The organism is Micromonospora sp. NPDC002717, from assembly GCF_040295705.1.
GTDB lineage: Bacteria > Actinomycetota > Actinomycetes > Mycobacteriales > Micromonosporaceae > Micromonospora.
Genome location: NZ_JBEOVW010000009.1, coordinates 26,730 through 52,176, shown reverse-complemented (window position 1 = coordinate 52,176; position 25,447 = coordinate 26,730). Strand labels below are relative to the sequence as shown.

Sequence of the window (25,447 nt, the reverse complement as noted above, 5' to 3'; positions counted from 1 at the left end):
CCCGGGGCGGGAGGGTGCACATGGCGCTGTCGCAAGTGGTCGGTCGGCTCCTCGGCGTACGCCGGCACGAGGTGGACCCGGGCGGCGGTGGCGCCCCCCGCGTGCCGCGCCCGGTCGAGGTGGTGGTGGTCGGCGGCGGGGTCGCCGGCATGTCGGCGGCGGTGGTGCTGGCCGAACGCGGCGTGGCGGTGACCGTGCTGGAGGCCGCGCCGACCCTCGGCGGCCGGCTCGGGGCCTGGCGGGAGACGCTGGCCGACGGCACGCGACAGACCAACGAGCACGGCTTCCACGCGTTCTTCCGGCAGTACTACAACTGGCGGTCGATCCTGCGCCGCGCCGACCCGGGGCTCGGCTTCCTCCGGCCGGTCCCCGGCTACCCGGTCCTGAGCGCCCGCTGGCCGGCCGAGGAGTTCGGCCGGTTGCCGCCCGCTCCTCCGGCGAACCTGCTGGCCCTGCTGCTGCGCAGCCCGAGCCTGCGCCTGGGCGACCTGCGCGGCATGGACCGGGACGCGGCGCTGCCGCTGCTCACCTACGACCCGGTGCGCACCTACGCCGAGTTCGACGACACCACGGCCGACGAGCTGCTCAGCTCGCTGCGGCTGCCGGACCGGGCCCGCGCGATGCTCTTCGAGGTCTTCTCCCACTCGTTCTTCAACCACGAGGCGGAGATGTCGGCGGCGGAGATGATCGCGCAGTTCCACTTCTACCTGCTGGGCAATCCCGAGGGGCTGGCGTTCGACTGCCCCGACGAGGACTACGCGACGGCGATCTGGGAGCCGCTGGCCCGGCACGTGGAGAGGCACGGCGGCCGGGTGCGCACCGGGACCCCCGCCACCGCGCTGACCCGCGACGGCCCCGGGTGGCGGGTGGCCACCGCCGACGGCGCGTCGTACACCGCCCGGCACGTGGTGCTCGCCGTCGACCCGCCCGCCCTGGCCGCGCTGGTCGCCGCCTCGCCCGGCCTGGTCGACCACGCGCCCACGCTGGTGGAGCGGATGCCCGCGTTCGGCCGGCCCGGTCCGCCGTACGCGGTGGCGCGCTACTGGTGCGACGGGGACGTGGCCGCCGGGCGGGCGGTGTTCAGCGGGGTGTCCCGGCAGCCGACCCTGGACTCGGTGACCCTCTACCACCGGCTGGAGGACGAACCCCGCCGCTGGGCGGCCCGCACCGGCGGCTCGGTGCTGGAGCTGCACGCGTACGCCTGCGAGCCGGGCGTGCCCGCGACGGAGCTGGCCGAGCGGATGCGGGCCGAGCTGACCGCGCTCTGGCCGGAGGTGGCCGGGCTGCGGGTCCGGGAGGTGCGCGCCCGGGTGGCGGCGCAGGCGCCGGCGTTCACCCCGGGCAGCCACGCGTGGCGGCCGGGGGTGCGCACCGACGCCGACGGGCTCTACCTGGCCGGCGACGGCATCCGGACCGACTTCCCGAGCGCGCTGATGGAACGCGCGGCGGCGACGGGGATCGTGGCGGCCAACCACGTCCTGCGGGCCGAGGGCGGCGCGGCCGAGCCGGTCCGCTCGATCCGGCCCCGGGGCCTGCTCGCCCGGAGACGGTGACGACCACGGCGACGGCCACGGGTGGCGGGTACCGGGTGGCGGGCACGCGGGCGGCGGGCGGCGAGGGTGACGAAAACGGGCAAACAGGTCGCTCGCCTCGCCTAGGCTGATCGTCTGGGGTGAGCCGGGAGGTCAGCGGGAATGCCGCCGCGCGGGGACGACGGCCCGCTCGTCGCCGACGTACCGCGGGACGACGCGTACCCGCTGATCCGGGACGAGCGGGCCTGCATCGTGACCGCCCTGCGGCTCGGGTGGTGGATGGCGGACGCGTACCACCACGCCCAGACCGTCGAGCTGCTCGACGCCGACGACCGCCCGGCGGGCGCGCCGGCGAAGCTGTCCAACCTGACCGAGATGTCGGGGCGGCGACGCATGCAGATGTACCTGGACGGGGTGGAGGTGGCGCTCGGCCAGATCGCCGAGCTGACCCGGCGCGACGCCCCCGCCCCGTCCACGGCCGGGGCGAGGGACCGGATGACGGGCGGGGCCGGGGAGGACCTGCTGCTCGCCCTCGACGACCTCAACGTGGACGTGCTGCGCTGGACGATGGCCACCAACCACCGGGTCGGGCTGGCGTACCGGCTGGGACGCTCACTCGCCGACACGGTGCGGCACGGCGACGCCGACCAGGTGGCAGGGCGCTTCGGTGGCCGGCAGATCCAGCTCAGCCGCTGGCTGGACGAGCTGGCCACCGTGCTGCCGCCGTACTCGGCCGCGGTGGTCCGCCGGTCACTGTCGGCGTGGGCGTCGGCGGTCACCCGGGCGGGCGTCGGCGACCCGACCGAGGCGGGGCTGCCGGACCTGGCCCGCGAGCTGCGCAACCAGGGCGACCTGTGGCGGGGCGTGCTCACCGGCGGCCTGCACCCGAGGGACCTGCTGGACGAGGAGGACTACGCGGTCGTCGCCCGGAACCTGATCATCCGGGACCGGCGGCTGGTGCTGCAGGCCGCCCGGGGGATCTTCTGGCCGGTGCTCGTACCGCTGCTCGTGGTGCTGTTCGCCGTGGTGGGGGTGAGCGCGCTCGCGGCGGCCGGCTCGCCGGCGACCCGGGCCGCCGTGGCCCTGCTCGGGCTGGGCGCGGGGACGGCCGCGATCTGGCGCACGGTCTCCGGGCCGGCGCTCGCGGTCGCCGGGGAGGTCAACCGGCCGCTGCTGGAGAGCGAGCTGACGGTACGGATGGCGCTGCGGATCGACCGGCCGCTGGCCGCCGCGCGGGCCGCCGGCCGGGCCCGCCGGCAGCGCCGCCCCGACGAGACGGCCGCTCGATCGAAATCCGTTGCCCGTCTCTCGCCCGCCGACCTACCGTGATCCCGCAAGGTCAACCACCGCCGCGGGAGCCGTCCATGTCGATGTCGCACGTCACCTGTGTGCCGTCGTGGCTGCCCGGCCCGGCGCGCCAGGCGTCGTCGGCGAGCGGCGGCGGTTGCCGAGCCGAAGGCCCCGAGGGCGGCCGGCCCGACTGACGCGTGCCCGCACGCCGTCGAGCCGCCCGTCCGCACCCCGGACCGGGCGGCTCTTTCGCTGTCCGGCCCGTCCAGATCGTCACCGCCACGAAGGGAGACACCGGTGGACGCCGTCCTCGTCGTCAACGCCGACCTCGGCCCGCTGCACCGGGTCACCGTCCAGCACGCGATCCGGATGCTCTGTCGTCGGGTCGCCGAGATCCACGAGGCCGAACCGGACCGGGTGATCGGGGTCTTCCCGGTCCCCCGGGTGGTCCGCCTCGTCCGCTACGTGGTGACCCGCTGGCGGTTCAGCGCCGGGCCGGCGTGGTCGCGGGCCGGGGTGCTGCGCCGGGACGGGCGGTGCTGCGCGTACTGCGGCGGGTCGGCCGGCACCATCGACCACATCCTGCCCCGCTCGCGCGGCGGCCGGAACACGTGGCGGAACACGACCGCCGCCTGCTACGACTGCAACCAGCGCAAGGGCGACCGGACGCCGGCCGAGGCGGGCATGCCGCTGCGGCGCGAGCCGGCGACCCCGAGCTGGGCGGCGCTGGCCGGGCGGTGACGGACCGGCCGGCGGGAACGGGGGGCCGCGTCGGGGGTACGACCCCTGGCGCGGCGCCCGCCGGCCGGTCCCCGGGGCGCGGCCCCGCCGCCCCGGCTACCGGAACTCCCTGACCCGGGACTCTCTGGCCCAGGACTCCCTGGCCCCGAATCCCCTGACCCCGGATCCCCTGGCCCGGGACTCCCTGACCCCGGGCTCCCTGACCCCGGACTCCCTGACCCGGGACTCCCTGACCCGGGACTCCTTGACCCGGGACTCCTTGACCCGGGGCACCGGGCGGCCGTTGGCGCAGCGCACGGTGATCACACTACGGCGGTCGGCGGCGACCAGCTCGACCCGCACCTCCCGCGCCGGGCCCGGCGCGTACTCCTCGGGGTGGTGGCCGGCGGCCGGGATCACGTCGACCACCTCGACCAGCTTTCCGTCGCAGCGGACTCTCACCACCCCGCCGCGCGAGTTCACGTCCACCCCGGACGGCCGGCCAGGCGTGGGGGACGGCTCGACGCCGCCGGTCGGCGCCGGGGCGGTCGGGCTGGCTCCGGTGGGTGCGACCGGTCCGGGACTGGACCGCCCGGCGGTCGCCGACCCGGCTGGCGGCCCCGCGTCGGGGGCGCCCGTCCGCTTCGGCGCGTCGGCGGTGACCGGCAGGGCGACCCCGGTGGAGCCCCGCGTGCCGGTGCCGATGCCGGTGCGGGGCTCGTCGGGCGGGCCGGACCACTGGACGGAGGGGTCGCCGAGCGCCCCGGCCACCACCACACCGACCACCACCGCGCCCACCGCCACCAGCACCCACGAGCCCCGCCTCGACCGCCAGCCCCGGCGCCCCGGGCCGACGCCGCCCCCGGCGACGGGCGCGGTCCCGGCTGGCGCCGCCTCGGCGGGGTCACGCCCGCCGCCAAGCCCCACCGCCGGCGCTGCTATCGGCCCCGCCGGCACGCCCCGGTATTCCACCGGCACGCCCCGGTGCGCCGCCGGCACCTCCGCGCGTCCCACCCGCACGTCCGCGTGCCCCGTCGGCACGTCGCGGCGGCCCGCCGGCACCTCCGCGTGCCCCGCCTCCGAAAGCGGCATCCGGGCGAGCGCCCCGGCGAGGACGCGCGCCGCCTCGACGGCCGAGGGTCGGTCGCCCGGGTCCTTGGCCAGGCACCGCCGGTACAGCCGGCCGACCTCCGGGGGCACGCCGTCGACCTCCGGCAGCGGGCCCGGCTCGGCGTACGCGTGGGCGCGCAGCATCCCGGTCTGCGTCTCGCTGTGCCACGGCAGCCGGCCGGCGAGCGCCTGGTGCACGAGCAGGCCGAGCGCGTAGACGTCGGAGGCGGGCAGCACCTCGCCGGCGGCGAGCCGCTCGGGGGCCAGGTAGGCCGGGGTGCCGAGCAGCCGTCCCTCGAAGTCGATCTCGGGCGTGCCGGCGACGGCGGCGATCCCGAAGTCGACCACCTTCGCCCCCGTCGGGGTCAGCACGACGTTCTCGGGCTTGACGTCGCGGTGCACCAGCCCCTCGGCGTGGGCGGCGCCGAGAGCGGCGGCGACCTCCGCGCAGACCCGCAGGGCGTCCCGGGGCGGCAGTGGCCCGGCGGCGAGCCGCTGCGCGAGCGTACGGCCGGAGAGCAGTTCCATGACCACGAAGGGCGCGTACCGGTCGAAGAGGAGGGACTCGCCGTAGTCGTGGACGGCGGTGACGTTCGGGTGCGAGAGCCTGGCCGCCGCCTTCGCCTCGGCCTGGATCCGCCGTCGGGCCGACGGGTCCGCCGCCACGAGCACCTTCACCGCGACGTCGCGTTCCAGCACCTCGTCGTGCGCCCGGTAGACCTCGGACATGCCGCCCCTGCCGAGACGCCCGCCCAGCCGGTAGCGGCCCGCGAGCAACTGATCACGCTGCACAGCGGACAGCCTGCCCCACCGCACCGCCCGGCACCACCCATGTGCGGACCGTGTCCGGCGCGCGGCCCGGTCGGGCGGGGTCGGCGGCGGTCAGTGCCGGGCCGGCGGCGTCCAGCCGAAGCGGGGCGGGCGGCGCTCGTGGACGGCCGCGACGCCCTCGCGGGCCTCGCCACTGGCCCGCACCTGCCCGTGCCACCAGGCGACCCGGTCCTCGTCCGCCCGGCCGTCGATGATCTCCTTGGCAGCCGCCACGGTGAGCTGCGACCGGGCGACCACGGCGGCGGTGACCTCGTCCACCCGGGCGGCGAGCCGGTCGACCGGCAGCACCTCGTCAACCAGCCCGATCCGCAGCGCGCGCTCGGCGTCGATCAGCTCGGCGGTGAAGAGCAGGTGCTTGGCCGCGGCCGGGCCGACCAGCCGGGCCAGCCGGCGGGTGGTGGGCGCCGGGTACACCAGGCCCAGCCGCGCCGGTGGCACGCCGAACCGCGCGTCGGTGGCGGCGATCCGCAGGTCGCAGGCGACCGCGAGCTGGCAGCCGCCGCCCACGCAGGCGCCCCGGACGGCGGCGACGGTCGGCTTGGCGAAGGCGGCCAGCCGTTCCTCGGCGGCCACCACCGTGTCGAGGTCGCCGTCGTCGAGCAGGTCGTCCAGCTCGGCCAGGTCCGCGCCCGCGCAGAAGGTGCCCTCGGCGCCGGTGAGTACCAGGACCCGGACGCCCGCGTCGGCCTCCAACTCGTCGAGCAGCCCCGGCAGCCGCCGCCACATCCCGGCCGTCATCGCGTTGCGCCGCGCCGGGTTGTGGATCACCACCGTGGCCACCGCCCCGGTCACCTCGACGAGGAGTTCCGCGTCCGCCACCGTCACCACCCCTTCGCCCCGGCCGTGCCGCCGGCTCGCCGCGACGCCGGCCGCCCTGGTCGGCGGCGCCGGTGCGGCGACCATAACGGCGGGAGCCCGGCGACCGTCCGCGCGGGGTGGCAGGTCCGCCGGCGCGGTGGCGGACCGCCGCACGGCCGCCGCCGTCAGCCGCGGCCCGTCGGCCCGCTCGGCCGGGGAGAAGCCGGCCAGCAGTCGGGCGTATGCGGCCGGCAGACCGGCCGGGTCGGTGTCGTGCGGCAGGTGGTCGCCGACCTCCTCGGCGGCGCGCACCGGGATCCCGGGCAGCGCCGCCGCGACCAGTCCGGCGGCCTCGGCGGCGCGCCGCAGCGGGCCGTGGTGGATCGCGTCGAGCGGCACGCCGCGCAGCCGCTCACCGAGCAACGTCGCCTGTCGCCAGTCAGCCCCGAGGGAACATCTGGCCGATGCGGATCTTGTTGCCGAACGGGTCGCGGATGCCGAAGTCGATCCCGTACGAACGTTCCATCGGCTCGTCGGTGATGTCGACCCCCTTGGCGACCAGGTCCTCGTACGTCTTGTGGGCGTCGTCGGTGGTCATGAAGAGGGTCCCGCCCAGCGCACCCTTGGTGAGCAGCTCGCGGACCTGCTCGGCGGTGGCCGGGTCGAGGGCCGGCGGGCCGGGCTTCTCCAGCAGGATCTCGCGCTCCGGGTCGCCGGGGATGTTGACCGTCAGCCAACGCATGAAGCCGAGGTCGGCGTCGGTGTTGACCTCCATGCCGAGCTTGCCGACATAGAAGTCGAGGGCCTCGTCCTGGTCGAGGACGTAGATCTGGGAGCGGCTGATCGCGTTCATCGTCATGCCGGGAACGCTACGGGGTGGCCCTGACCTGCTGCTTATCCAAAACTGCTGGGTCGGGTCCACGCCTTGGTGAAGCAGCTCGGCACGACCGCGGCGACCGGGGCCCTGCGCCTGCGGTACTCCGACGGCGGTTCCCCGACGATCTGGCGGAACGTGCGGCTGAACGTGCCCAGGCTGGAGAAGCCGACCGCGTAGCAGATGTCGGTGACGTCCCGGTCGGAGTGCAGGAGCAGGTACATCGCCCGCTCCACCCGCCGCCGCTGGAGGTACCGGTGCGGGGTCTCGCCGAAGGTGGCCCGGAAGGTGCGGATGAAGTGCGCCTCGGAGACGTACGCGATGCGGGCCAGCGCCGGGATGTCCAGCGGCTGGTCGTACGCGCGGTCCATGGCGTCCCGGGCGCGCAGCATGGCCCGGTTCGACTCCTCCGCCGCCCTGCTCACCGGCCCAGCATAGGCGCTGGTCACCGGGTGGCCCGACCGTGCCGGCCCGGCGGACGGCGCCCGCGGCGGGCGCGGAATCGACGGACGTGGAGCGGGGGCCGTCGCGGAGGGAGCCACGGCACGGAGACAGGCCCGCCGCCCGAGCGCGCCCGCACGACGGGACGGCGGGAGCGACGGTGTCGGCGTACGATCCGCTCTCCCACCGGACGACGAGGGCGGCCATGACGACCAGGGACGGGCGCGACGAGCGCACCCGACGGATCACCCTCACGGCGGCGACAGCCGTCATCGCACTGGCGCTCGTCGGCGGTCTCCTCCTCCGGCACCGCGCCACCGGCGAGGCAGCACCCGGGCCCACGGCCGAGGCGGCGGCGTCGCCCGACGGGTCGTCCCGGGTGCCGTGGTCGGCGGCGGTGGTCGGCCGCGACGACACCACGGTCACCGTCCACGTCGGCCCCGGCGACGCCCGGTGCAGGGAGCTCGTGCAGCCGCGGGCGACGATCACCGCGTGGGACGACGCCCAGGTGGTCGTCGCGGTCGAGGCCCGGATCGTGCCCGCCGCCGACTGCACCACCAGCGACGCCCGGGTTCCGCTCGTCGTGTCCCTGGCGGAGCCGCTCGGCGACCGGGTGCTCCGCGACGCGGCCGGCCCGCTGCCGCCGCCGACCTACTTCGAGCGCCATGTGCCGGACCTGCCCTCGGACAAGCGGTGGAGCCCCTTCTCGACGCGCTGCGACGAGGGCTGGTGTCAGGGCTACAACGGCCCCGGCGGTGCGACGCTGCTCGTGGCCGCGCACCACACCACCGACGTGGCACGCCCTGCGCCGGTGGCGACCGTCCGCGTCGGCCCGCATCGAGGCGTCGTCACCGGCGCCCCGGGACGCTCGTGGACGGTGTGGTGGGAGGCCGGGGACGCGACCTACTCCCTACGGCTGGCCCCCGCCGAAGGTGCCTCCTTCACCCTCGCCGAGTTCGAGCGGGAACTCGCCAGGCTGAGGTGGAGCTGACGACCGTCGCCGCAAGGCGCCCGGCGACGCGGGGTGGGCGACCGGTCGGGGTCGCACCTCCGCGGCGGGCACGACTCGCGCCCGCGCCGGGCGCGGGACGGCCGATGGAAATTGGAGCCCCCGGCCGGGATCGAACCGGCGACATCTCGCTTACAAGGCGAGTGCTCTGGCCAGCTGAGCTACAGGGGCGCGTGGTGTCGACGTCAGCATAGCGACTGACGTCCGGATTTCCCGCTCGGCAGGCCCTGCGAGCACCGGAAACGTCCACGCGTCGGCCCGACACCCGAAAGACCGGGGGCGATTGATGTCCGCCCGTGCCCGAGTGCCCGGTATGTGTATGCCATCCGTCCCATCCGATGCTCGCCGCCTTGGCAGGTCGGGGAAAGCCGTTTACCGTGCAGTGACACGGATGACACCTCGATCATCGACGCGTCGCCCGTGGGCCGGTGCACGCACGTGCCGGCCGCTCCTTCCACTCGGATCGTCCGGCACGTTCCTGCCGGTGAAAGGAAGCACCTGACCATGGCTACGGTCACCTACGCCAAGGCGTCCCGGATCTACCCGGGCACCGAGCGTCCCGCCGTCAACCAGCTCGACCTGGAGATCGGCGACGGCGAGTTCCTCGTCCTGGTCGGCCCCTCCGGTTGCGGCAAGTCCACCAGCCTGCGCATGCTCGCCGGCTTGGAGGACGTCGACCAGGGTTCGATCCACATCGACGACCGGGACGTCACCCACCTGCCGCCGAAGGCCCGCGACATCGCGATGGTCTTCCAGAACTACGCCCTCTACCCGCACATGACGGTGTACGAGAACATGGCGTTCGCGCTGAAGCTGCGCAAGACCTCCAAGGCCGAGATCGACCGGCGGGTCAAGGAGGCGGCGGCGCTGCTCCAGCTCGAGGAGTTCCTGGGCCGCAAGCCGAAGGCCCTCTCCGGCGGTCAGCGCCAGCGGGTGGCCATGGGTCGGGCGATCGTCCGCGAGCCGCAGGTCTTCCTCATGGACGAGCCGCTGTCGAACCTCGACGCGAAGCTGCGTGTGCAGACCCGTACCCAGATCGCGTCGCTGCAGGCCAAGCTGGGTGTCACCACCGTCTACGTCACCCACGACCAGGTCGAGGCCATGACCATGGGCCACCGGGTGGCGGTCATGCTCGACGGCGTCCTGCAGCAGGTGGACACCCCGCGGGCGCTCTACGACACCCCGGCCAACGTCTTCGTCGCCGGCTTCATGGGCTCCCCCGCCATGAACATCAAGACCGTGCCGCTGAGCGAGCGGGGCGCCTCGTTCGCCGACCTGACCATCCCGCTCACCCGTGAGCAGGTCGAGGCGGCCCGCGCCGACGGCGGCGAGAGCAAGGTGACCGTCGGCTTCCGGCCGGAGGACTGCGACCTGGTCAGCCCGACCGAGGGCGGCATGCCGGTCGTCGTCGAGCTGGTCGAGGACCTCGGCTCGGACGCCAACGTCTACGGCCACGCCGCGCTGGAGGGCAACAACGAGCGCTTCGTGGTCCGTACCGACCGGCGCACCATGCCGAACATGGGCGACACCGTGTTCGTCAAGCCGCGCGAGGGCCGCAGCCACGTGTTCAACGCGGCCACCGGCAACCGCATCTGACGTACGGCGTCGAGCTGACGTGAGCGAAAACGGGCGGCCCGCCATCGGCGGGCCGCCCGTTTCGTGTCTGCGGGCTCAGCCCTCGGCGGCCCGGCGGCGGGCCACCTCGGCGAGGGTGACCGCGGCGGCGACGCTGGCGTTGAGCGACTCGACGTCGGAGACCATCGGGATGCTCACCGTGAGGTCGCAGGTCTCGCCGACCAGCCGGGACAGCCCCCGGCCCTCGGAGCCGACCACGACCACCAGTGGGCCGACCGCGGCCTCCAGGTCGTAGAGGTCGGTCTCGCCGTCGGCGTCCAGGCCGACCACCACGAAGCCGGCGTCCTGGCAGGCCTTCAGCGACCGGGTCAGGTTGGTGACCTGGGCGACGGGCACCCGCGCTGCCGCGCCGGCGCTGGTCCGCCAGGCGGTCGCGGTGATCCCGGCCGCCCGCCGCTCCGGTACGAAGACACCCTGCGCGCCGAAGGCGGCGGCGGACCGGATCACCGCGCCGAGGTTGCGCGGGTCGGTCACGCCGTCCAGCGCCACCAGCAGCGGGGCGGTCTGCTCCAGCGCCGCCGCGACGAGGTCCTCGAAGGGCTCGTACGCGAACGGCGGCACCTGGAGCCCGACGCCCTGGTGCAGCACCCCGCCGGTCATCCGGTCCAGCTCGGCGCGGCTGATCTCCAGGATGGCGATGCCCCGGTCGGCGGCCGTCCGGACGATCTCGTTGACCCGGTCGTCCATGTCGATGCCCTGCGCGGTGTAGAGCGCGGTCGCCGGCACCTGGGCACGCAGCGACTCCAGCACCGGGTTCCGCCCGACCAGCAGCTCCGGGGCGTCCTTGGCCGGGTTGGACTTGCGGCCCGGGGCCACCCGGGGGCCGCCACGGCCGGCGGGACGAGCGCCCCGGCCGACGGGGCCGCGCCCGCCACCGCCCGGCGTGCCACGACCGCCACCCTTGCCCCAGGTGGTGTCCTTGGTGCCGGGCTGGCCGACCTTGGGGGCGCGCCCCTCCTCGGCCGCCGCCCGGCGCTCCTTGTCCTGCTTCCAGGCGGTGCGCTGGGGCAGCTTCTCGGTGCCCGAGTAGGCCTTGTGCCAGGGCCGCTCGTCGGCGGGCAGGGTTTTGCCCCGCCCGGCGAGGGCGTCCTTGTTCTTGCCGCCGGAGCCCTTCGGGGCTCCCGCCTTCGGCGTCAGTCGCCGGCCACGGCGCTGCGAGTTGCCGGCCATCAGTCCTGCTCTCCAATAGTCCAACGGGGGCCCTGGGGGGTGTCCTCGACCACCACGCCGGCCTGCTTGAGCTGGTCGCGTACCGCGTCGGCGGCGGCCCAGTCCTTGCGACCGCGGGCCTGCGCGCGCTGCTCCAGGGCCAGCGCGATCAGGGAGTCCACCACGCCACGCAGGTCGTCCGTGCGGCCGCCACCGGTCCACGCCGGGTCGAGGGGGTCGACCCCGAGGATATCCAGCATGGCGCGGGCGGCGGCCAGCGTCGTGCGGACGGTCACATCGTCGCCGCCGGTCAGCGCGGTGTTGCCGTCGCGGACCACCTCGTGCAGGACGGCGAGCGCGGCGGAGGTGTTCAGGTCGTCGTCCATCGCCGCCGCGAAGGCACCCGGCAGCTCGCCGAGCTGGCCGGCGCCGACGCGCTCGGCGGCCCGCTGCACGAAGCCCTCGATCCGGCGGTACGCGACGGCCGCCTCGCGCAGCGCGTCCTCCGAGTAGTCGATGCGGGAGCGGTAGTGCGCGGCGGCGTAGTAGTAGCGCAGCTCCACCGGGCGCACCCCGAGCGAGTCGACGTACGCCAGGTCGAGGGCGTTGCCGAGCGACTTGCCCATCTTGGCGCCGGCGATGCTGAGCAGCCCGTGGTGCACCCAGTAGCGGGCGAACGGCAGCCCGGCCGCCTGCGACTGGGCGATCTCGTTCTCGTGGTGCGGGAAGGTGAGGTCCAGCCCGCCGCCATGGATGTCGAACTCGGCGCCGAGGTAGCGCCAGCACATCGCCGAGCACTCGATGTGCCAGCCCGGCCGGCCCCGCCCCCACGGCGACGGCCAGTAGGCGTCCGCCGGCTCGTCGGGCTTGGCGCCCTTCCAGAGCGCGAAGTCGCGCGGGTCCCGCTTGCCCCGTTCGGGGGCGTCCCCAGCCGACTGCATGTCGGCGGGTGACTGGTTGGACAGCGACCCGTACGCCGGCCAGGAGCAGACGTCGAAGTAGACGTCGCCGGAGCCGTCGGTGGCCGGGTAGGCGTGCCCGTCGACGATCAGCTTGGCGATCAGCTCGTGCATCTCCGGGATGTGCCCGGTGGCCCGCGGCTCGTAGGTCGGGGGCAGCACGTTGAGCGCCCGGTAGGACTCGGTGAGGATCAGCTCGTTGGCGTACGCGATCGACCAGAACGGCCGCCTCCGCTCCACCGCCTTGACCAGGATCTTGTCGTCGATGTCGGTCAGGTTGCGGATGAAGGTGACCTCGTAGCCGGCGGCGAGCAGCCAGCGGCGCAGCACGTCGTAGTTGACACCGGAGCGAAGGTGACCGATGTGCGGCGGGGCCTGGAGGGTGAGACCACACAGGTAGACCCCCACCTTGCCGGCTTCCCGCGGGACGAAGTCCCGCACCGATCGGGTGGCGGTGTCATACAGGCGTAGCGTCACCGTACAAGGGTAGCCGTCCACGCTTTCCCGGGTTGTCCGGAGCCGGGTCGTACGCTGCTGGGCGTGGACACGACGGCGCGGGGCGGGGAGACGGCGCAGACGCTGGACCGGGGGCTGCGGCTGCTGCACCTGGTCGCCGACGCGCCGGGCGGGCTGACCGTCACCGAGGCGGCGAACCGGCTGGGCATCGGCCGGGCGGCGGTCTACCGGCTGGTGGGCGCGCTGACCGCGCACGGGATGCTGCGCCGCGACGGCGAGGGCCGGCTGCGCCTCGGCGTCGGGGTGCTGCACCTGGCCCGGCGGGCCCAGCCGCTGCTGGCCGAGGGGGCGCTGCCCGCGCTGCGCCGCCTCGCGGAGCAGGCCGGCGCGACCGCCCACCTGACCGTGGTCGAGGGCGGGGAGGGGGTCGCGCTCGCCGTGGTGGAGCCGACCTGGACGGCGTTCCACGTCGCGTACCGGACGGGGGCGCGGCACCCGCTGGAGCGCGGGGCGGCCGGGCGGGCCATCCTCGCCGGCCGCACGGGCGCCGCCGGCCCGGTGAGCACCGCCGGGGAGCTCCAGTCCGGGGCGTACGGGGTGGCCGCTCCGGTGCTCGGCGTGCCGGGGCTGGAGGCGAGCGTCGGTGTGGTGGCGCTGGCGCCGCTGGACACCGAGGCGGTCGGCGCCCAGGTCCTCGCCGCCGCCACCGCCATCGCCACCGCCCTGTCCTGACCGGCAGCACCCTCCCGGCCCGGCCCGGACCGGCCCGGCGCGTCCGTGCCGGCGACGACGGTTCGGCGTACGCATCGCGGCGGCCGGGTCGTTACCGGGCGAGCCGGGTCCGGCGGGTACGCGCCGGACCAGCGGCGGGCGACGTTCCCCGTTCCGACAGGCCCTTACCACATCCGACGGCCACGCGGGCGGTTGTCCACAGGGGACGTTCCATGGCGCGGCGGCGGTCGTCCACAGGGGTGCCGGAGCGGGGCGGGCGGCGCGCAGGCTGGTGCGTATGCCACCCGCACCCCATCGACCCAGGGCCCTGGCCTGGCAGGTCTTCCGCGGCTCGGACGCGGTCCGCCAGGGGCTGCTCACCGAGCACCAGTTGCGCAGTTCGGCCTGGCTGCGCCTGCGGCACGACGTCTACGCCGACGCCCGCCTGCCCCGGGACCACGCCCTGGCCTGCCGGGCCGCCATGCTGCGGCTCCCGCCGGACGCGGTCGTCGCCGGCCCCTCGGCGGCCTGCCTGCACGGCGTCGGGCACGCCGCGGCCTTCACCGACGACGTGCACGTGCTCGTCCCGAGGACGACGCGACTCGGCCCGCAGCGCGGCCTGCGCGTGCACTCCGTGGGCCCGGTCGCGTCGCCGCCGCCCGCACCGGAGGCGGCCCTCAGGACCGCCGGCCCACCCCCGAGGACGGATCCCACCGCGGCGGCGTGGGAGACGGCGGTCTGGTTGGAGCCGTTCCGCGCGGTCGGCATCGTCGACGCGCTGCTCGCCGAGGGGCTCACCAGCCGCGCCGCGCTCGCCGACCTCGCCCGCCGCCACGCCGCCCGGCCCGGCGGTCGGCGGGCGCGCTGGGTGTTCGGCCTGGCGGATCCGGGCGCCCGGTCGCCGGCCGAGTCTGAGCTGCGGGTGCGGCTGGTGCTCGCCGGGCTGCCGCGCCCCGTCGCCCGGCACCCGGTCCGGCTCGCGTCCGGGCTCGGCTGGCATCTCGACCTGGCGTGGCCGGCGCTCCGCGTCGCCGTCGCGTTCGACGAGTCGCGGCAGGCCGGGGCCGATCGTGGGCACCTGGACCGGCTCGCCCGGCTCGTCGGCGCGGGCTGGCTCGTGGTGCACCTGACGGGTCGGCGGCTGCGCCACGACTTCCCGGGCGTCCTGCGCGAGGTGCGCGCCGCGCTCGCCGCCCGGGGCTGGCGGCCCTGACCGGACGTGTCATCCCCGGAGATCGGCCAACCGGGCGGGCAGTTCCGCCACCGTGGACGCTTCGGCGTCCGGCTTCCCCGGCAGGCCGTTTCTCGTGCGCGCACAGCTCGAAGGCGGGCTCGCCCGCGAGCCCGCACTCAGGAGAGGGAGGGCTCCGTGGGGCGTGGCTCCGGGCGCCCCTCCGGCCGGGGCGCGCGCAGCTCGTCGACACGCACCAGCGCGACGCCGGCGACGATCAGGGCGCCGCCGAAGAGCTGCACGACGGTCGGCAGTTCGCCCAGCACAAGCCAGGCGATGAGGACGGCGAACATCACCTCGGTCAGCCCGACGAACGACGACAGGCGGGCCCCCAGGATGCGGGTCCCGGCGATCCCGGCGAGGTACGCGACCACGGCGGCGACCAGCGACAGGCCGACGATCGGGAGCAGCCAGCTGGTGCGCTGCCCCGCGAAGGTGACCTCGCCGAAGGTGGCCCGCAGCGGCAGTGCCCCGACCGCCCCGAGCAGCAACAGGACGGCCGCGCCGACGGCCATGCCGCCGCTGGCCATGGCCACCGAGGGCAGGCCCGCGTCGACCCGGCCCGCGAGCACGAAGTAGCCGGCGAGGCCGACGGCCGCCCCCAGACCCCACAGCACACCCACCGGGTCGAGCCCGGTGGCGCCGGTCAGGTCGAGGACGAAGAACAGGCCGGCGATCGCCGCCACCGAGCCGGCCACGGTCAGCCGGCGGGGGCGGTGCCCGTGGACCAGCCACATCCAGCCCACGACCAGGATGATGCCGAGGTACTCCAGCAGCAGCGCGACGCCGACCGGCAGGTAGCGGACCGCGTTGAAGAAGCAGACCTGCGCGGTGGCGACCCCGAGCAGCCCGAACACGCCGATCGCGGCGAGGTTGCGCCGCAGCACGTCCCACTTCCCGCGCAGGGACAGCGCCGCGGGGACCGCCACGACCAGCGCGGCGATGCCGACCCGGGCCGCCACGGCGGCCTCGGCGGACCACCCCGCGTCGATCAGGGAGCGGGCGAACGTGCCCGACGTGGCGAACGTGACGGCGGAGAGCAGGGCGAGGCCGAGACCGAGCCCGGCGGCGGGTGGTTGGCGCATCGGTCCGCTCCCAGCTGTCATGAGTAAACTGCCACTATGCTCATGACGCTAGGCCGGCGCCCCGAGAGGAGTCAAGTTGCCTTTCGCCCATGACACGGTCTGCTCCCTGACCGCCGCCGCCGCACTCGTCAACACCGACCGCCCCGACGGCGAGGGGCTGCCCGACATCGCCGCCCTGGACGCCTTCTACGTCTCGCACGGCTACACCGGGCGGCACGAGCACACCGAGGCCGAACTGCGGTCGGTACGCGACCTGCGCCCCCGGCTGCGCCGCATCTGGTACGCCGACACCGACGAGGTCGTCGCCATCCTCAACGGGCTGCTCCGCGAGAACCACGCGTTACCGCAGCTCATCACGCACGACGACGAGCCGTACCACTTCCACGCCGTGCCGCGCGACGCGCCGCTGGCGACCCGGATCGCCGTGGAGGCGGCGATGGCGATGGCGGACCTGGTGCGCTACGGCGAGCTGAGCCGGCTGCGGATCTGCGACCACCCCGACTGCGCGAACGTGCTGGTCGACCTGTCGAAGAACCGTTCCCGCCGGTTCTGCGACGCGGGCTGCGGCAACCGCGCCGCCGTCGCCGCCTACCGGGCCCGCCAGGGCCGCCCCGGCCCTGAAGCGGACATGAAGCGGTCCTGAAGCGGCCGGAGGCGGACATGACGCGGCCCTGAAGCGGACGTGAGCGGGCCCTGCAGCGGCCGGGTCGAGCATCGCGGTTCGCCGGCGAAGCGACACCCGGCGCGCCTCGGCGCACGCTGTCGAGCTGCCCCGTCTGTGCGACCGCAGGCGGGACGGAACGACCGGTCCTGTGGACGGGGCAGCTCGACAGTGCCCGGCCTACTGACGCGGCCCCCGGAACCGACCGGGGCGGAACCGACCGGTGGCGGCGAGGCTCAGGGGTGGGTCATCCGGAGCAGGTCGAGCGCCTCGTCGAGCTGGGTCTCGCTCAGCTTGCCCGAGTCGACGTGCCCCCGGGAGATGACCACCTCCCGGATCGAGACCTGCCTGGCCAGCGCCTCCTTGGCGATCGAGGCGGCCTCGTCGTACCCGAGGTGGCGGTTGAGCGGGGTGACGATCGAGGGCGAGCCCGCCGCGTACGCCAGACAGACCTCGGCGTCCGCGACCAGGCCGACCACCAGGCGGTCGGCGAAGAGGCGGCTCGACGCGGCGAGCAGCCGGGCCGACTCCAGCAGGTTGCGACCCATGACCGGGAGCATGACGTTCAGCTCGAAGTCGCCCTGCGAACCGGCGAAGCCGACGGCGGCGTCGTTGCCGATCACCTGGGCGCAGACCTGCCGCATCGCCTCGGCGACCACCGGGTTGACCTTGCCCGGCATGATCGACGAGCCGGGCTGCAGGTCGGGGATGCGCAGCTCGCGCAGGCCGGCCCGGGGCCCCGAGCCCATCCAGCGGATGTCGTTGGCGATCTTGTAGAGGCCGACGGCGAGCGTGCGCAACTGCCCCGAGGTCTCCACCAGAGCGTCCCGGGCGCCCTGCGCCTCGAAGTGGTTACGCGCCTCGGTCAGCGGCAGGCCGGTCGCGCCCCGCAGCCGCTCGATGACCTTCGCGGCGAAGCCGAGCGGGGTGTTGATGCCGGTGCCCACCGCCGTACCGCCGAGCGGCAGCTCGGCCAGCCGGGGCAGCGCCCCCTCCAGCCGCTCGATGCCGTAGCGCACCTGGGCGGCGTACCCGCCGAACTCCTGGCCCAGGGTCACCGGGGTGGCGTCCATCAGGTGGGTACGCCCGGCCTTGACCACGGTCTCGAACTCCGCCGCCTTGCCCTCCAGCGCCTCCGCGAGGTGGGCCAGCGCGGGCAGCAGGTCCCGCGCGACGGCCTCGGTGGCGGCCAGGTGGATCGACGACGGGAACACGTCGTTGCTGGACTGCGAGGCGTTCACGTCGTCGTTCGGGTGCACGTCCCGGCCCAGCTCCCGGCTGGCCAGGGTGGCGATGACCTCGTTGGTGTTCATGTTCGACGACGTGCCGGAGCCGGTCTGGAACACGTCGATCGGGAACTGGTCGTCGTAGCCGCCGTCGGCCACGTGCGCCGCCGCGGCGGCGATCGCCGCGGCCACGTCCGCGTCGATCACGCCCAGCTCGCCGTTGACCTGGGCCGCCGCCCCCTTGATCTGGGCCAGCGCCCGGATCTGGGCCGGCTCGATGCCCCGGCCCGAGATCGGGAAGTTCTGCACCGCGCGCTGCGTCTGCGCCCGCCACAGCGCCTCGGCGGGCACCTCCACCTCGCCCATCGAGTCGCGTTCGATCCGGTAGCCCGTCGCCTCTGGAGTCGTCACGCGTACCATCCTGCCGCGCTCGCCGTCGACCCGCAGATGATCGCGCTGACCGTTCCGTCACATCTCGCCGGACTGCCCGCCGCCGCGCTCACGGCAGGCCGGAGGCCGCGCAGGTCGGGCGCGCGCACCGCCAGGACCCGCGGGCGATCCGCTGAGTGCACCAGCCGGCCGGCAGTGACGGCGAAGGCGGCCGACCGAAAACAGCGCGCCCGAAGAATTCAAAGAACTTAAAATCGTCGAACTTCTGATATCCCGGAGGTTCGATTTTGCACGCCCCACAGAATTCCATCAGCTTGGCCGGCCGGCGTACGCGCCGAATCCTCCCGACCGCAGGGTTCGCCGCCCTCCTCCTCACGACCAGCGCCCTGGTCATGACCGCCGAGCCGGCAACCGCCGGGCCGAGCCGGTTCATCCTGCCGACCAGCGGCAGTTGGACCGACGCCCGTCAGCCGTCGACCGCTGTTCCCGAGGCCGACGGCACCGTGCCGGTCGGCACCTGGGAGTCCGACGACGACAAACACACCTCGCGGGCCTACTTCACCTACAACCTCTCTCCGTTCCAGGGCAAGCACATCATCCGCGCACTCGGGGTCACCGAGGAGACGGCGGTCAACGACTGCGCGAAGCCACGCGAAATCGAGCTGTGGCGGACCGACGTACCGACCAGCGCACCAACCTGGGAGACGTCACCCGCGGTTCGGGAGAAGATCGCCGACATCGCGCCGACCGCTCCTTGCCAGGGACAACTGGAAGTGCCGCTCACCGAGGCGGTACGGCAGGCGGTCGAGGCCGGACAGACCTCGATCACCTTCATGGCGCGGATCGCCGGAGACCACGAGGAGAAGCTGCCCTACGGTCGCTGGATCAGGGAGCTCGGCATCTCCATCGAGGCGAACACGCCGCCGGACGTACCAGCCGACCTGGGAGTCAACGGGCTCCCCTGCGCCGACGAGCTGCACATCGGCACGACCACGCCGTACCTGGCGGCGAAGGTCACCGACCCGGACGCGGTACCGCCGAACGCCGAGCCGGTGACCGCCACCTTCGCCTGGTGGCCGGTGAACGACCCGACCAGGCGGACCGAGTGGACGTCCCCGGCCAAGGCCGCCGGGTCGCTCTTCCGGTACGACGTCACGGCCGGCCAGATGGTCGACGGGGCGTACGCCTTCGCCGTCCGCGCCACGGACGGGGTCGGCGACACCTCCGCCTGGTCACCGGAGTGCCGGTTCACCGTCGACACGCGGCAGCCCGCAGCCCCGGCGGTCAGCTCCACCGACTATCCCGACGATCTCGGCTGGTACGGCGGCCCGGGCATCCCGGGCCAGTTCACCTTCACCGCCAACGGTGACACCGACACCGTCGGCTTCCGGTACGGCCTGACCGGCGCGACCACCTACCTGGCCGCCGACCAGGCAGGTGGCACGGCCACGGTGACCATCACGCCGGACCGGGCCGGGCCGACGACGCTCAGCGTCGAGTCGGTCGACCGGGCAGGCAACCGGTCGGTGGTGACGGGCTACGAGTTCCGGGTCCGTGACACCCGCCCGACGATCAGCGACGCCAACCCCACCGCCGGATACGGCCAGCCGCGCACCCTGACCTTCGCCCCCGGCATGGAGGACGTGGTCGAGTACACCTACCGGCTCAACGACGGTCCCGAGCAGGCCGTCGCCGCGACGGCCGACGGCACGGCCACGGTCACGATCACGCCGACCAAGCCCGGCTACAACGACGTGTACGTCCGCAGCCGGACGGCCGGCGACCTGCCGTCGGGCGAGGGCACCTACCGCTTCCACCTCGCGACCAAGCCGACGGTCAGCTCCGTCGAGTACCCGATCAACAAGATCCAGGGTGCGGTCGCCGGCACGCCGGGGACGTTCGTCTTCCAGCCCGGCATGCCCGGGGTGACGGAGTTCGTCTACTCGTTCGACGGGCTCCCCGCCCAGACGGTCGCGGCGGGCGCCGACGGGTCGGCTTCGGTGAGCTACACCCCGACGACCGCCGGGCTGCACCGAATCACCGTGTACACCCGGACCGGCGACGGGATCGTGTCGGAGACCTTCAGCGGCACCTTCTACGCCAGCCGGGCGAGCTGACGTACGGAAACGACGAGGGGCGCCGGGCAACTGCCCGCGCCCCTCGCGCGTACGTCGGGGTCAGCGACGGCCGACCGTCAGCACCGGCTTGGTGACCTCGGCGAAGAAGTCGTTGCCCTTGTCGTCGACCACGATGAAGGCCGGGAAGTCCTCCACCTCGATCTTCCAGACCGCTTCCATGCCCAGCTCCGGGTATTCCAGGACCTCGACGTGCTTGATGCAGTCCTGGGCGAGCCGGGCGGCGGGACCGCCGATCGAGCCGAGGTAGAAGCCGCCGTGCTGCTGGCAGGAGCGGGTGACCTGGGCGGACCGGTTGCCCTTGGCGAGCATCACCTGCGAGCCGCCGGCGGCCTGGAACTTCTCCACGTACGCGTCCATCCGGCCGGCCGTGGTCGGGCCGAACGAGCCGGACGCGTAGCCCTCCGGGGTCTTGGCCGGGCCGGCGTAGTAGACCGCGTGGTCGCGCAGGTACTGCGGCATGGGCTCGCCGGCGTCCAGCCGTTCGGCGATCTTGGCGTGCGCGATGTCGCGGGCCACGACCAGCGGGCCGGTCAGGGACAGCCGGGTCTTCACCGGGTACTTGGACAGCTCGGCGCGGATCTCGTCCATCGGCCGGTTCAGGTCGACCCGGACCACCTCGGCGGAGTCGAGCTGCGCCTCGGTGACGTCGGGCAGGTAGCGCGCCGGGTCGGTTTCGAGGCGCTCCAGCCACACGCCCGACGGGGTGATCTTGGCGACCGCCTGCCGGTCCGCGGAGCAGGAGACGGCGATCGCCACCGGGCAGGAGGCGCCGTGCCGGGGCAGCCGGACCACCCGCACGTCGTGGCAGAAGTAGCGCCCGCCGAACTGCGCCCCGATGCCGAAGTTGCGGGTCAGCTCCAGCACCTCGGCCTCCAACTCCAGGTCGCGGAAGCCGTGCGCGGTCATCGAGCCGGAGGTGGGCAGCGCGTCGAGGTACTTGGCGCTGGCGTACTTGGCGGTCTTCAGCGCGTACTCGGCGGAGGTGCCGCCGATGACGATGGCCAGGTGGTAGGGCGGGCAGGCCGAGGTGCCGATCAGCCGCAGCTTCTCCTCCAGGAACTGCATCATCCGCGTCGGGTTCAGCAGCGCCTTGGTCTCCTGGTAGAGGTACGACTTGTTGGCCGAGCCGCCGCCCTTGGCCATGAAGAGGAACTTGTACGCGTCGGGGTGGCCGTCCGGGTCCTCGGCGTAGATCTCCACCTGCGCCGGCAGGTTGCTGCCGGTGTTGCGCTCCTCCCACATGGTGAGCGGGGCGAGCTGCGAGTAGCGCAGGTTGAGCCGGGTGTAGGCCTGGTAGACGCCGCGCGAGACGGCCTCGGCGTCGCTGCCGTCGGTGAGCACGTGCCGGCCGCGCTTGCCCATCACGATCGCGGTGCCGGTGTCCTGGCACATGGGCAGGACGCCGCCGGCCGCGATGTTGGCGTTGCGCAGCAGGTCGAGCGCGACGAACCGGTCGTTCGGCGAGGCCGCCGGGTCGTCGATGATCGACCGCAGCTGGGCCAGGTGCGCGGGGCGCAGGAAGTGCGCGATGTCGTGCATCGCCTCCGCGGTGAGGGCGGTGAGCGCCGTCGGCTCCACGGTGAGGAACCGGCGGCCTCCCGGGCCGTTGACGACGTCGACGCCCTCGTCGGTGACCAGGCGGTATTCCGTCTGGTCCGGACCGGTCGGCAGCAAGGGAGCGTACGAGAACGCGGCGGCACTGCTCATGAGCGGAAAGCCTAGGGCAGAAGGGTCGATCAGTTGCACCCGCCGGGTCGGTCCTGGGACGCCGCTCTCACCCGGGGCAGAGTTCCCGCTTCGGGCCGCAGCTGTCCGCCGGCCCGGGAACCCCCGCCGTGCTGCCCGGGACGCCGCCGGGACCGGGGACGCCGCCGTCGCCGGGACCCGCCGGGGCGCCGGCCGCGCCGCCGAAGCGGACGTACCCGATCTCCCGTCCCTCGCCGATGACCATGCCGTTCGGGCCGACCGCGAGGGCGTTCGCCGCGGTCCGCAGGCTCGCCAGCTCCCGCCCGGTACGCGGGTCGAGCGCCACCAGCCGGGACGGCTTCTCGTCGGCGAGCACCGCCGCGTACGGAGTGAGCGCGGCACCCGCCTTCGCCCCGGCGGGACGGGTCCACCGGACCCGTCCGGTGCCCAGCTCGTGGCTGACCACCGCCCGCTTGTCGGCGGGGCGGACCAGGGCGTGGCGGTCGTCGACGGCGAGCAGCCGCTCCCCGGCGGCGGCCACCAGCAGCAGCCGCCCGTCGTACCCGTCGAGGACCGCCTCGCGGGCGTCCGGGGCGACGCCGATCAGCACGTTCCGCGCCCCCTGCGGGTCCTCCCGCTGCACGCAGCCGGCGTTGTCGGCGGTGCGCAGGTTGACCCCGGCCCGCTGCCAGGTCTCCCGGCCCGTCGCCGGGTCCCGGCCGGAGATGGCGAAGTAGCAGGTGCCGTCCTGGGATCGGGCGGTGATCCGCAGGAGCCGGCCGCCGACCACCGACAGCCGCTCGTCCCGGCCGGGCTCGACGTTCTGGAGCACCCGCCCGGTGGCGGTGTCGAGCACGTGCACCCGGCCGTCGATGGGGAAACCGAGCAGCGGCGGCACCGCCTCCGGCCCCGCCACCTCCTCGTCGATCCGGACGGCGTCGAGCCGGCGGGTGCCGAGCAGCCCCGGGTTGTCGCCGAGCAGCCCGCTGCGCACGCCGGGCACGAAGGCCGTCCACACCGGGGCGGTGCCGCGCGGCTCCCAGGCGCTGATCGTGCAGTCGGTGGCGTCGACGCAGCGGGCGTCGAGCAGCAGGTTGCGGTACGTCCAGACGGCCACCGCGTCGCCGTCGCGCCGCCGCGTGGCGCCGGTGGTCGGGTCGAGCACCTCGTACCCCTTGACCAGGAGCTTGCCCACGACGACGACCGCGTCCCGGTCGCCGCCGGCCACCGCGGACCAGTCGGCCTTGCGCTCCCACAGCTGGTCGCCGGTGGCGAGGCTGCGCGCCTCCACCCGGGTGCGCTGCTCGACCACCACGGTGTCGCCCGCGATGGTCACGCTGCGCGGGGTGCCGCCGACCCGCTGCTGCCAGACCACGTCCGGCTCGGAGATCGGCTCGCTGCGGTCGACCCAGTCCCACACGCCGGGGAACGGGTTCCACACTCCGGTCGCGGCGAGCACGACGACCACGATCAGCGCGAGCAGCAGCCCGCCACGCCATCCGAGGCCGCCCGCCTTCGCCACACGCACACCGTAGCGACGACCGCCGCGCTCCCGCCGTCCCCCGCCGCCGTGTCGCCGCCCTTTCTCGGCGCGGGTGCGGTAGGGAAGGACCCGCTGCCATCGCTCCTGCGCGCAGGAAGGGCGCCTTCCTCACCCCCGGGCGGCGGAGCGGACCAGGGGGAGGGTGCGGTACGGGATCTGCTCGGCCAGCGCGATGATCGTCGAGGCGCGGCGGATGCCCTCGTACGAGACGATCTGGTCGATCACCCGCTGGAGGTCGGTGTTCGAGCGGGCCACGATCCGGCAGAGCAGGTCGCTGGAGCCGGTGATGGTGTGCGCCTCCAGCACCTCCGGGATCGCGGCCAGGTGCGCGGCCACCCGGTCGTGCCCGTGCCGCTGGCTGATCTCCAGCGTGACGAAGCTGGTCACCCCGAACCCGATCGCCGCCGGGGAGATCTCCGGACCGAACCCGCCGACGACCCCCCGCTCGACCAGCTTGTCGAGCCGGGCCTGCACGGTGCCGCGGGCGACCCCGAGGCGCCGGGAGCACTCCAGGACCCCGATCCGCGGCTCCTCGGCGAGCAGTTCGATCAACCGCGCGTCGAGGGCGTCGAGCTGTACAGCCTGACCAGCGTTCATGGCTGAATACCCTACTGAATGCGCAACCTGACCAGCTCCCATGCTGACAGTTGCCCAGTGCGCCGGGTCACCGCGATCCTCGCCACAGAACCAGCAGAACGACCCGCACCGACCACGGCGGCGGCCACGAGGCCGACCGGTACTTGAGGGAGACCGCGATGACCCAGGCGATCGACCGACCCCACGGGACCGACGACGTCGACATCGACGTGCTCGTCGGCGCCGTCGACCACGACATCAGCCGCGACCGGTTCCCCGTCAAGGGCCTCGACCACGTGCACTTCCTGGTGGGCAACGCCAAGCAGGCGGCGCACTACTACTCCACCGCGTTCGGGATGACGTGTGTGGCGTACCGGGGGCCGGAGCAGGGCTACCGCGACCACGCCCAGTACGTGCTGACCAGCGGCTCGGCCCGGTTCGTGCTGACCGGCGCGGTCCGCCCGGACGCCGAGGGCGCCGAGCACGTCGCGAAGCACAGCGACGGCGTCTCCGACATCGCGCTGGAGGTCCCGGACGTCGACGCCGCGTACACGCACGCCACCGCGCAGGGCGCGACCGGCCTCGTCGAGCCGCACGACGTCAGCGACGAGCACGGCACCGTCCGGCTGGCCGCCATCGCCGCGTACGGCGACACCCGGCACACGCTGGTCGACCGGTCCCGCTACACCGGTCCGTTCCTGCCCGGCTTCGTGGCCCGCAAGCCGATCGTGGACCGGCAGCCGATGATCGACGCCGGCGTCCAGCCGAAGCGCTTCTTCCAGGCCGTCGACCACGTGGTCGGCAACGTCGAGCTCGGCCGGATGGACGAGTGGGTCGAGTTCTACAAGCGCGTCATGGGCTTCTCGAACATGGCCGAGTTCGTCGGCGACGACATCGCCACCGACTACTCGGCGCTGATGAGCAAGGTCGTCGCCAGCGGCACCCGCAAGGTGAAGTTCCCGCTCAACGAGCCGGCGATCGCCCGCAAGAAGTCGCAGATCGACGAGTACCTGGAGTTCTACCAGGGCCCGGGTGCCCAGCACATCGCCGTGGCCACCAACGACATCCTGGCCAGCGTCGACGCGATGCGCGCCGCCGGCGTCGAGTTCCTGGACACCCCGGACTCCTACTACGACGACCCGGAGCTGCGCGCCCGGATCGGCCAGGTGCGGGTGCCGATCGAGGAGCTGAAGGCCCGCAAGATCCTGGTGGACCGGGACGAGGACGGCTACCTGCTGCAGATCTTCACCAAGCCGGTGCAGGACCGCCCGACCGTCTTCTTCGAGCTGATCGAGCGGCACGGCTCGCTCGGCTTCGGCAAGGGCAACTTCAAGGCGCTCTTCGAGGCCATCGAGCGCGAGCAGGAGAAGCGCGGCAACCTGTAACACTGTCGAGC

General features: G+C 74.3%; 21 protein-coding genes, 1 tRNA gene and 1 pseudogene. 10 read left to right on the top strand and 13 right to left on the bottom strand.

Annotated features, from left to right (window positions below; all coding sequences use genetic code 11):
* The first annotated feature begins 20 nt into the window (after positions 1-20).
* From ABT006_RS15515 to ABT006_RS15505, 3 genes are all read left to right on the top strand, one after another.
* Positions 21-1,553, top strand: coding sequence for an FAD-dependent oxidoreductase (locus ABT006_RS15515; RefSeq protein ID WP_350706803.1), 1,533 nt, complete (start codon positions 21-23; stop codon positions 1,551-1,553).
* Positions 1,554-1,694: 141 nt separating this feature from the next.
* Positions 1,695-2,861, top strand: coding sequence for a hypothetical protein (locus tag ABT006_RS15510; protein ID WP_350706801.1), 1,167 nt, complete (start codon positions 1,695-1,697; stop codon positions 2,859-2,861).
* A 258-nt stretch (positions 2,862-3,119) separates the two neighbouring features.
* Positions 3,120-3,563 (top strand): HNH endonuclease, encoded by a 444-nt coding sequence (locus ABT006_RS15505; protein ID WP_350706799.1) that lies wholly within the window; start codon positions 3,120-3,122, stop codon positions 3,561-3,563.
* Positions 3,564-3,659: 96 nt separating this feature from the next.
* Here ABT006_RS15505 and ABT006_RS15500 read toward each other — a convergent pair whose 3' ends face one another.
* The 5 genes and pseudogenes from ABT006_RS15500 to ABT006_RS15480 form a co-directional block, all read right to left on the bottom strand.
* Positions 3,660-5,444: a serine/threonine-protein kinase gene (locus ABT006_RS15500; protein ID WP_350706798.1), complete on the bottom strand. Its 1,785-nt coding sequence runs from the start codon at positions 5,442-5,444 to the stop codon at positions 3,660-3,662.
* Between the two features lie 90 nt (positions 5,445-5,534).
* Positions 5,535-6,386 (bottom strand): enoyl-CoA hydratase/isomerase family protein, encoded by an 852-nt coding sequence (locus ABT006_RS15495; protein WP_502890987.1) that lies wholly within the window; start codon positions 6,384-6,386, stop codon positions 5,535-5,537.
* Positions 6,387-6,587: 201 nt separating this feature from the next.
* Positions 6,588-6,704: pseudogene (locus ABT006_RS35115) on the bottom strand (histidine phosphatase family protein); the annotation flags it as partial.
* Positions 6,705-6,720: 16 nt separating this feature from the next.
* Entirely contained in the window at positions 6,721-7,140 is a 420-nt protein-coding gene (locus ABT006_RS15485; protein WP_350706796.1) for a VOC family protein, read from the bottom strand.
* Between the two features lie 35 nt (positions 7,141-7,175).
* Positions 7,176-7,580: a helix-turn-helix domain-containing protein gene (locus ABT006_RS15480; RefSeq protein ID WP_350706794.1), complete on the bottom strand. Its 405-nt coding sequence runs from the start codon at positions 7,578-7,580 to the stop codon at positions 7,176-7,178.
* Between the two features lie 221 nt (positions 7,581-7,801).
* Between ABT006_RS15480 and ABT006_RS15475 the strand changes: the two genes are divergently transcribed.
* Positions 7,802-8,587, top strand: coding sequence for a hypothetical protein (locus ABT006_RS15475; protein WP_350706792.1), 786 nt, complete (start codon positions 7,802-7,804; stop codon positions 8,585-8,587).
* A 112-nt stretch (positions 8,588-8,699) separates the two neighbouring features.
* Here ABT006_RS15475 and ABT006_RS15470 read toward each other — a convergent pair.
* Positions 8,700-8,776 (bottom strand) — tRNA-Thr (locus tag ABT006_RS15470).
* Between the two features lie 333 nt (positions 8,777-9,109).
* Between ABT006_RS15470 and ABT006_RS15465 the strand changes: the two genes are divergently transcribed.
* Positions 9,110-10,201, top strand: coding sequence for an ABC transporter ATP-binding protein (locus ABT006_RS15465; RefSeq protein ID WP_350706790.1), 1,092 nt, complete (start codon positions 9,110-9,112; stop codon positions 10,199-10,201).
* A 75-nt stretch (positions 10,202-10,276) separates the two neighbouring features.
* Here the strand turns inward: ABT006_RS15465 and rlmB are convergent, their stop codons facing one another.
* Positions 10,277-11,410 carry a 23S rRNA (guanosine(2251)-2'-O)-methyltransferase RlmB gene (rlmB, locus tag ABT006_RS15460; protein ID WP_350706788.1) on the bottom strand — a complete coding sequence of 378 codons (1,134 nt, stop codon included), beginning with the start codon at positions 11,408-11,410 and terminating at the stop codon, positions 10,277-10,279.
* Positions 11,410-12,825 carry a cysteine--tRNA ligase gene (gene cysS, locus ABT006_RS15455; protein WP_350706786.1) on the bottom strand — a complete coding sequence of 472 codons (1,416 nt, stop codon included), beginning with the start codon at positions 12,823-12,825 and terminating at the stop codon, positions 11,410-11,412. The genes rlmB and cysS overlap by 1 nt, the downstream gene beginning before the upstream one ends.
* 63 nt (positions 12,826-12,888) lie before the next feature.
* Between cysS and ABT006_RS15450 the strand changes: the two genes are divergently transcribed.
* Positions 12,889-13,536, top strand: coding sequence for an IclR family transcriptional regulator (locus ABT006_RS15450; protein WP_350706784.1), 648 nt, complete (start codon positions 12,889-12,891; stop codon positions 13,534-13,536).
* 277 nt (positions 13,537-13,813) lie between these two features.
* The gene (locus ABT006_RS15445; RefSeq protein WP_350706782.1) at positions 13,814-14,728 is read left to right on the top strand and encodes a hypothetical protein; all 915 of its coding nucleotides are present in this window, start codon (positions 13,814-13,816) and stop codon (positions 14,726-14,728) included.
* Between the two features lie 137 nt (positions 14,729-14,865).
* Here the strand turns inward: ABT006_RS15445 and ABT006_RS15440 are convergent, their stop codons facing one another.
* A complete protein-coding gene (locus ABT006_RS15440; RefSeq protein ID WP_350706780.1) occupies positions 14,866-15,831 on the bottom strand; it encodes an EamA family transporter in 966 nt (321 codons plus the stop codon).
* Between the two features lie 76 nt (positions 15,832-15,907).
* On the opposite strand from ABT006_RS15440, the gene ABT006_RS15435 reads away from it, so the two are divergent.
* Positions 15,908-16,474 (top strand): CGNR zinc finger domain-containing protein, encoded by a 567-nt coding sequence (locus ABT006_RS15435; RefSeq protein WP_350706779.1) that lies wholly within the window; start codon positions 15,908-15,910, stop codon positions 16,472-16,474.
* A gap of 254 nt (positions 16,475-16,728) precedes the next feature.
* Here the strand turns inward: ABT006_RS15435 and ABT006_RS15430 are convergent, their stop codons facing one another.
* Entirely contained in the window at positions 16,729-18,138 is a 1,410-nt protein-coding gene (locus ABT006_RS15430; protein ID WP_350706777.1) for a class II fumarate hydratase, read from the bottom strand.
* Between the two features lie 362 nt (positions 18,139-18,500).
* Here ABT006_RS15430 and ABT006_RS15425 point away from each other — a divergent pair, with 362 nt between their 5' ends.
* Positions 18,501-20,225, top strand: coding sequence for a hypothetical protein (locus tag ABT006_RS15425; RefSeq protein WP_350706775.1), 1,725 nt, complete (start codon positions 18,501-18,503; stop codon positions 20,223-20,225).
* Positions 20,226-20,285: 60 nt separating this feature from the next.
* Here ABT006_RS15425 and ABT006_RS15420 read toward each other — a convergent pair whose 3' ends face one another.
* The 3 genes from ABT006_RS15420 to ABT006_RS15410 all read right to left on the bottom strand — a co-directional run bounded on the left by ABT006_RS15420 (position 20,286) and on the right by ABT006_RS15410 (position 24,072).
* Positions 20,286-21,953, bottom strand: a complete 1,668-nt coding sequence (locus ABT006_RS15420; RefSeq protein ID WP_350706773.1) for a fumarate hydratase — start codon at positions 21,951-21,953, stop codon at positions 20,286-20,288.
* Between the two features lie 67 nt (positions 21,954-22,020).
* Positions 22,021-23,454 carry an outer membrane protein assembly factor BamB family protein gene (locus ABT006_RS15415; protein WP_350706771.1) on the bottom strand — a complete coding sequence of 478 codons (1,434 nt, stop codon included), beginning with the start codon at positions 23,452-23,454 and terminating at the stop codon, positions 22,021-22,023.
* 129 nt (positions 23,455-23,583) lie between these two features.
* Entirely contained in the window at positions 23,584-24,072 is a 489-nt protein-coding gene (locus ABT006_RS15410; protein ID WP_350706769.1) for an Lrp/AsnC family transcriptional regulator, read from the bottom strand.
* A 158-nt stretch (positions 24,073-24,230) separates the two neighbouring features.
* Here ABT006_RS15410 and hppD point away from each other — a divergent pair, with 158 nt between their 5' ends.
* Positions 24,231-25,436: a 4-hydroxyphenylpyruvate dioxygenase gene (hppD, locus tag ABT006_RS15405; RefSeq protein WP_350706767.1), complete on the top strand. Its 1,206-nt coding sequence runs from the start codon at positions 24,231-24,233 to the stop codon at positions 25,434-25,436.
* Positions 25,437-25,447: the final 11 nt, after the last annotated feature.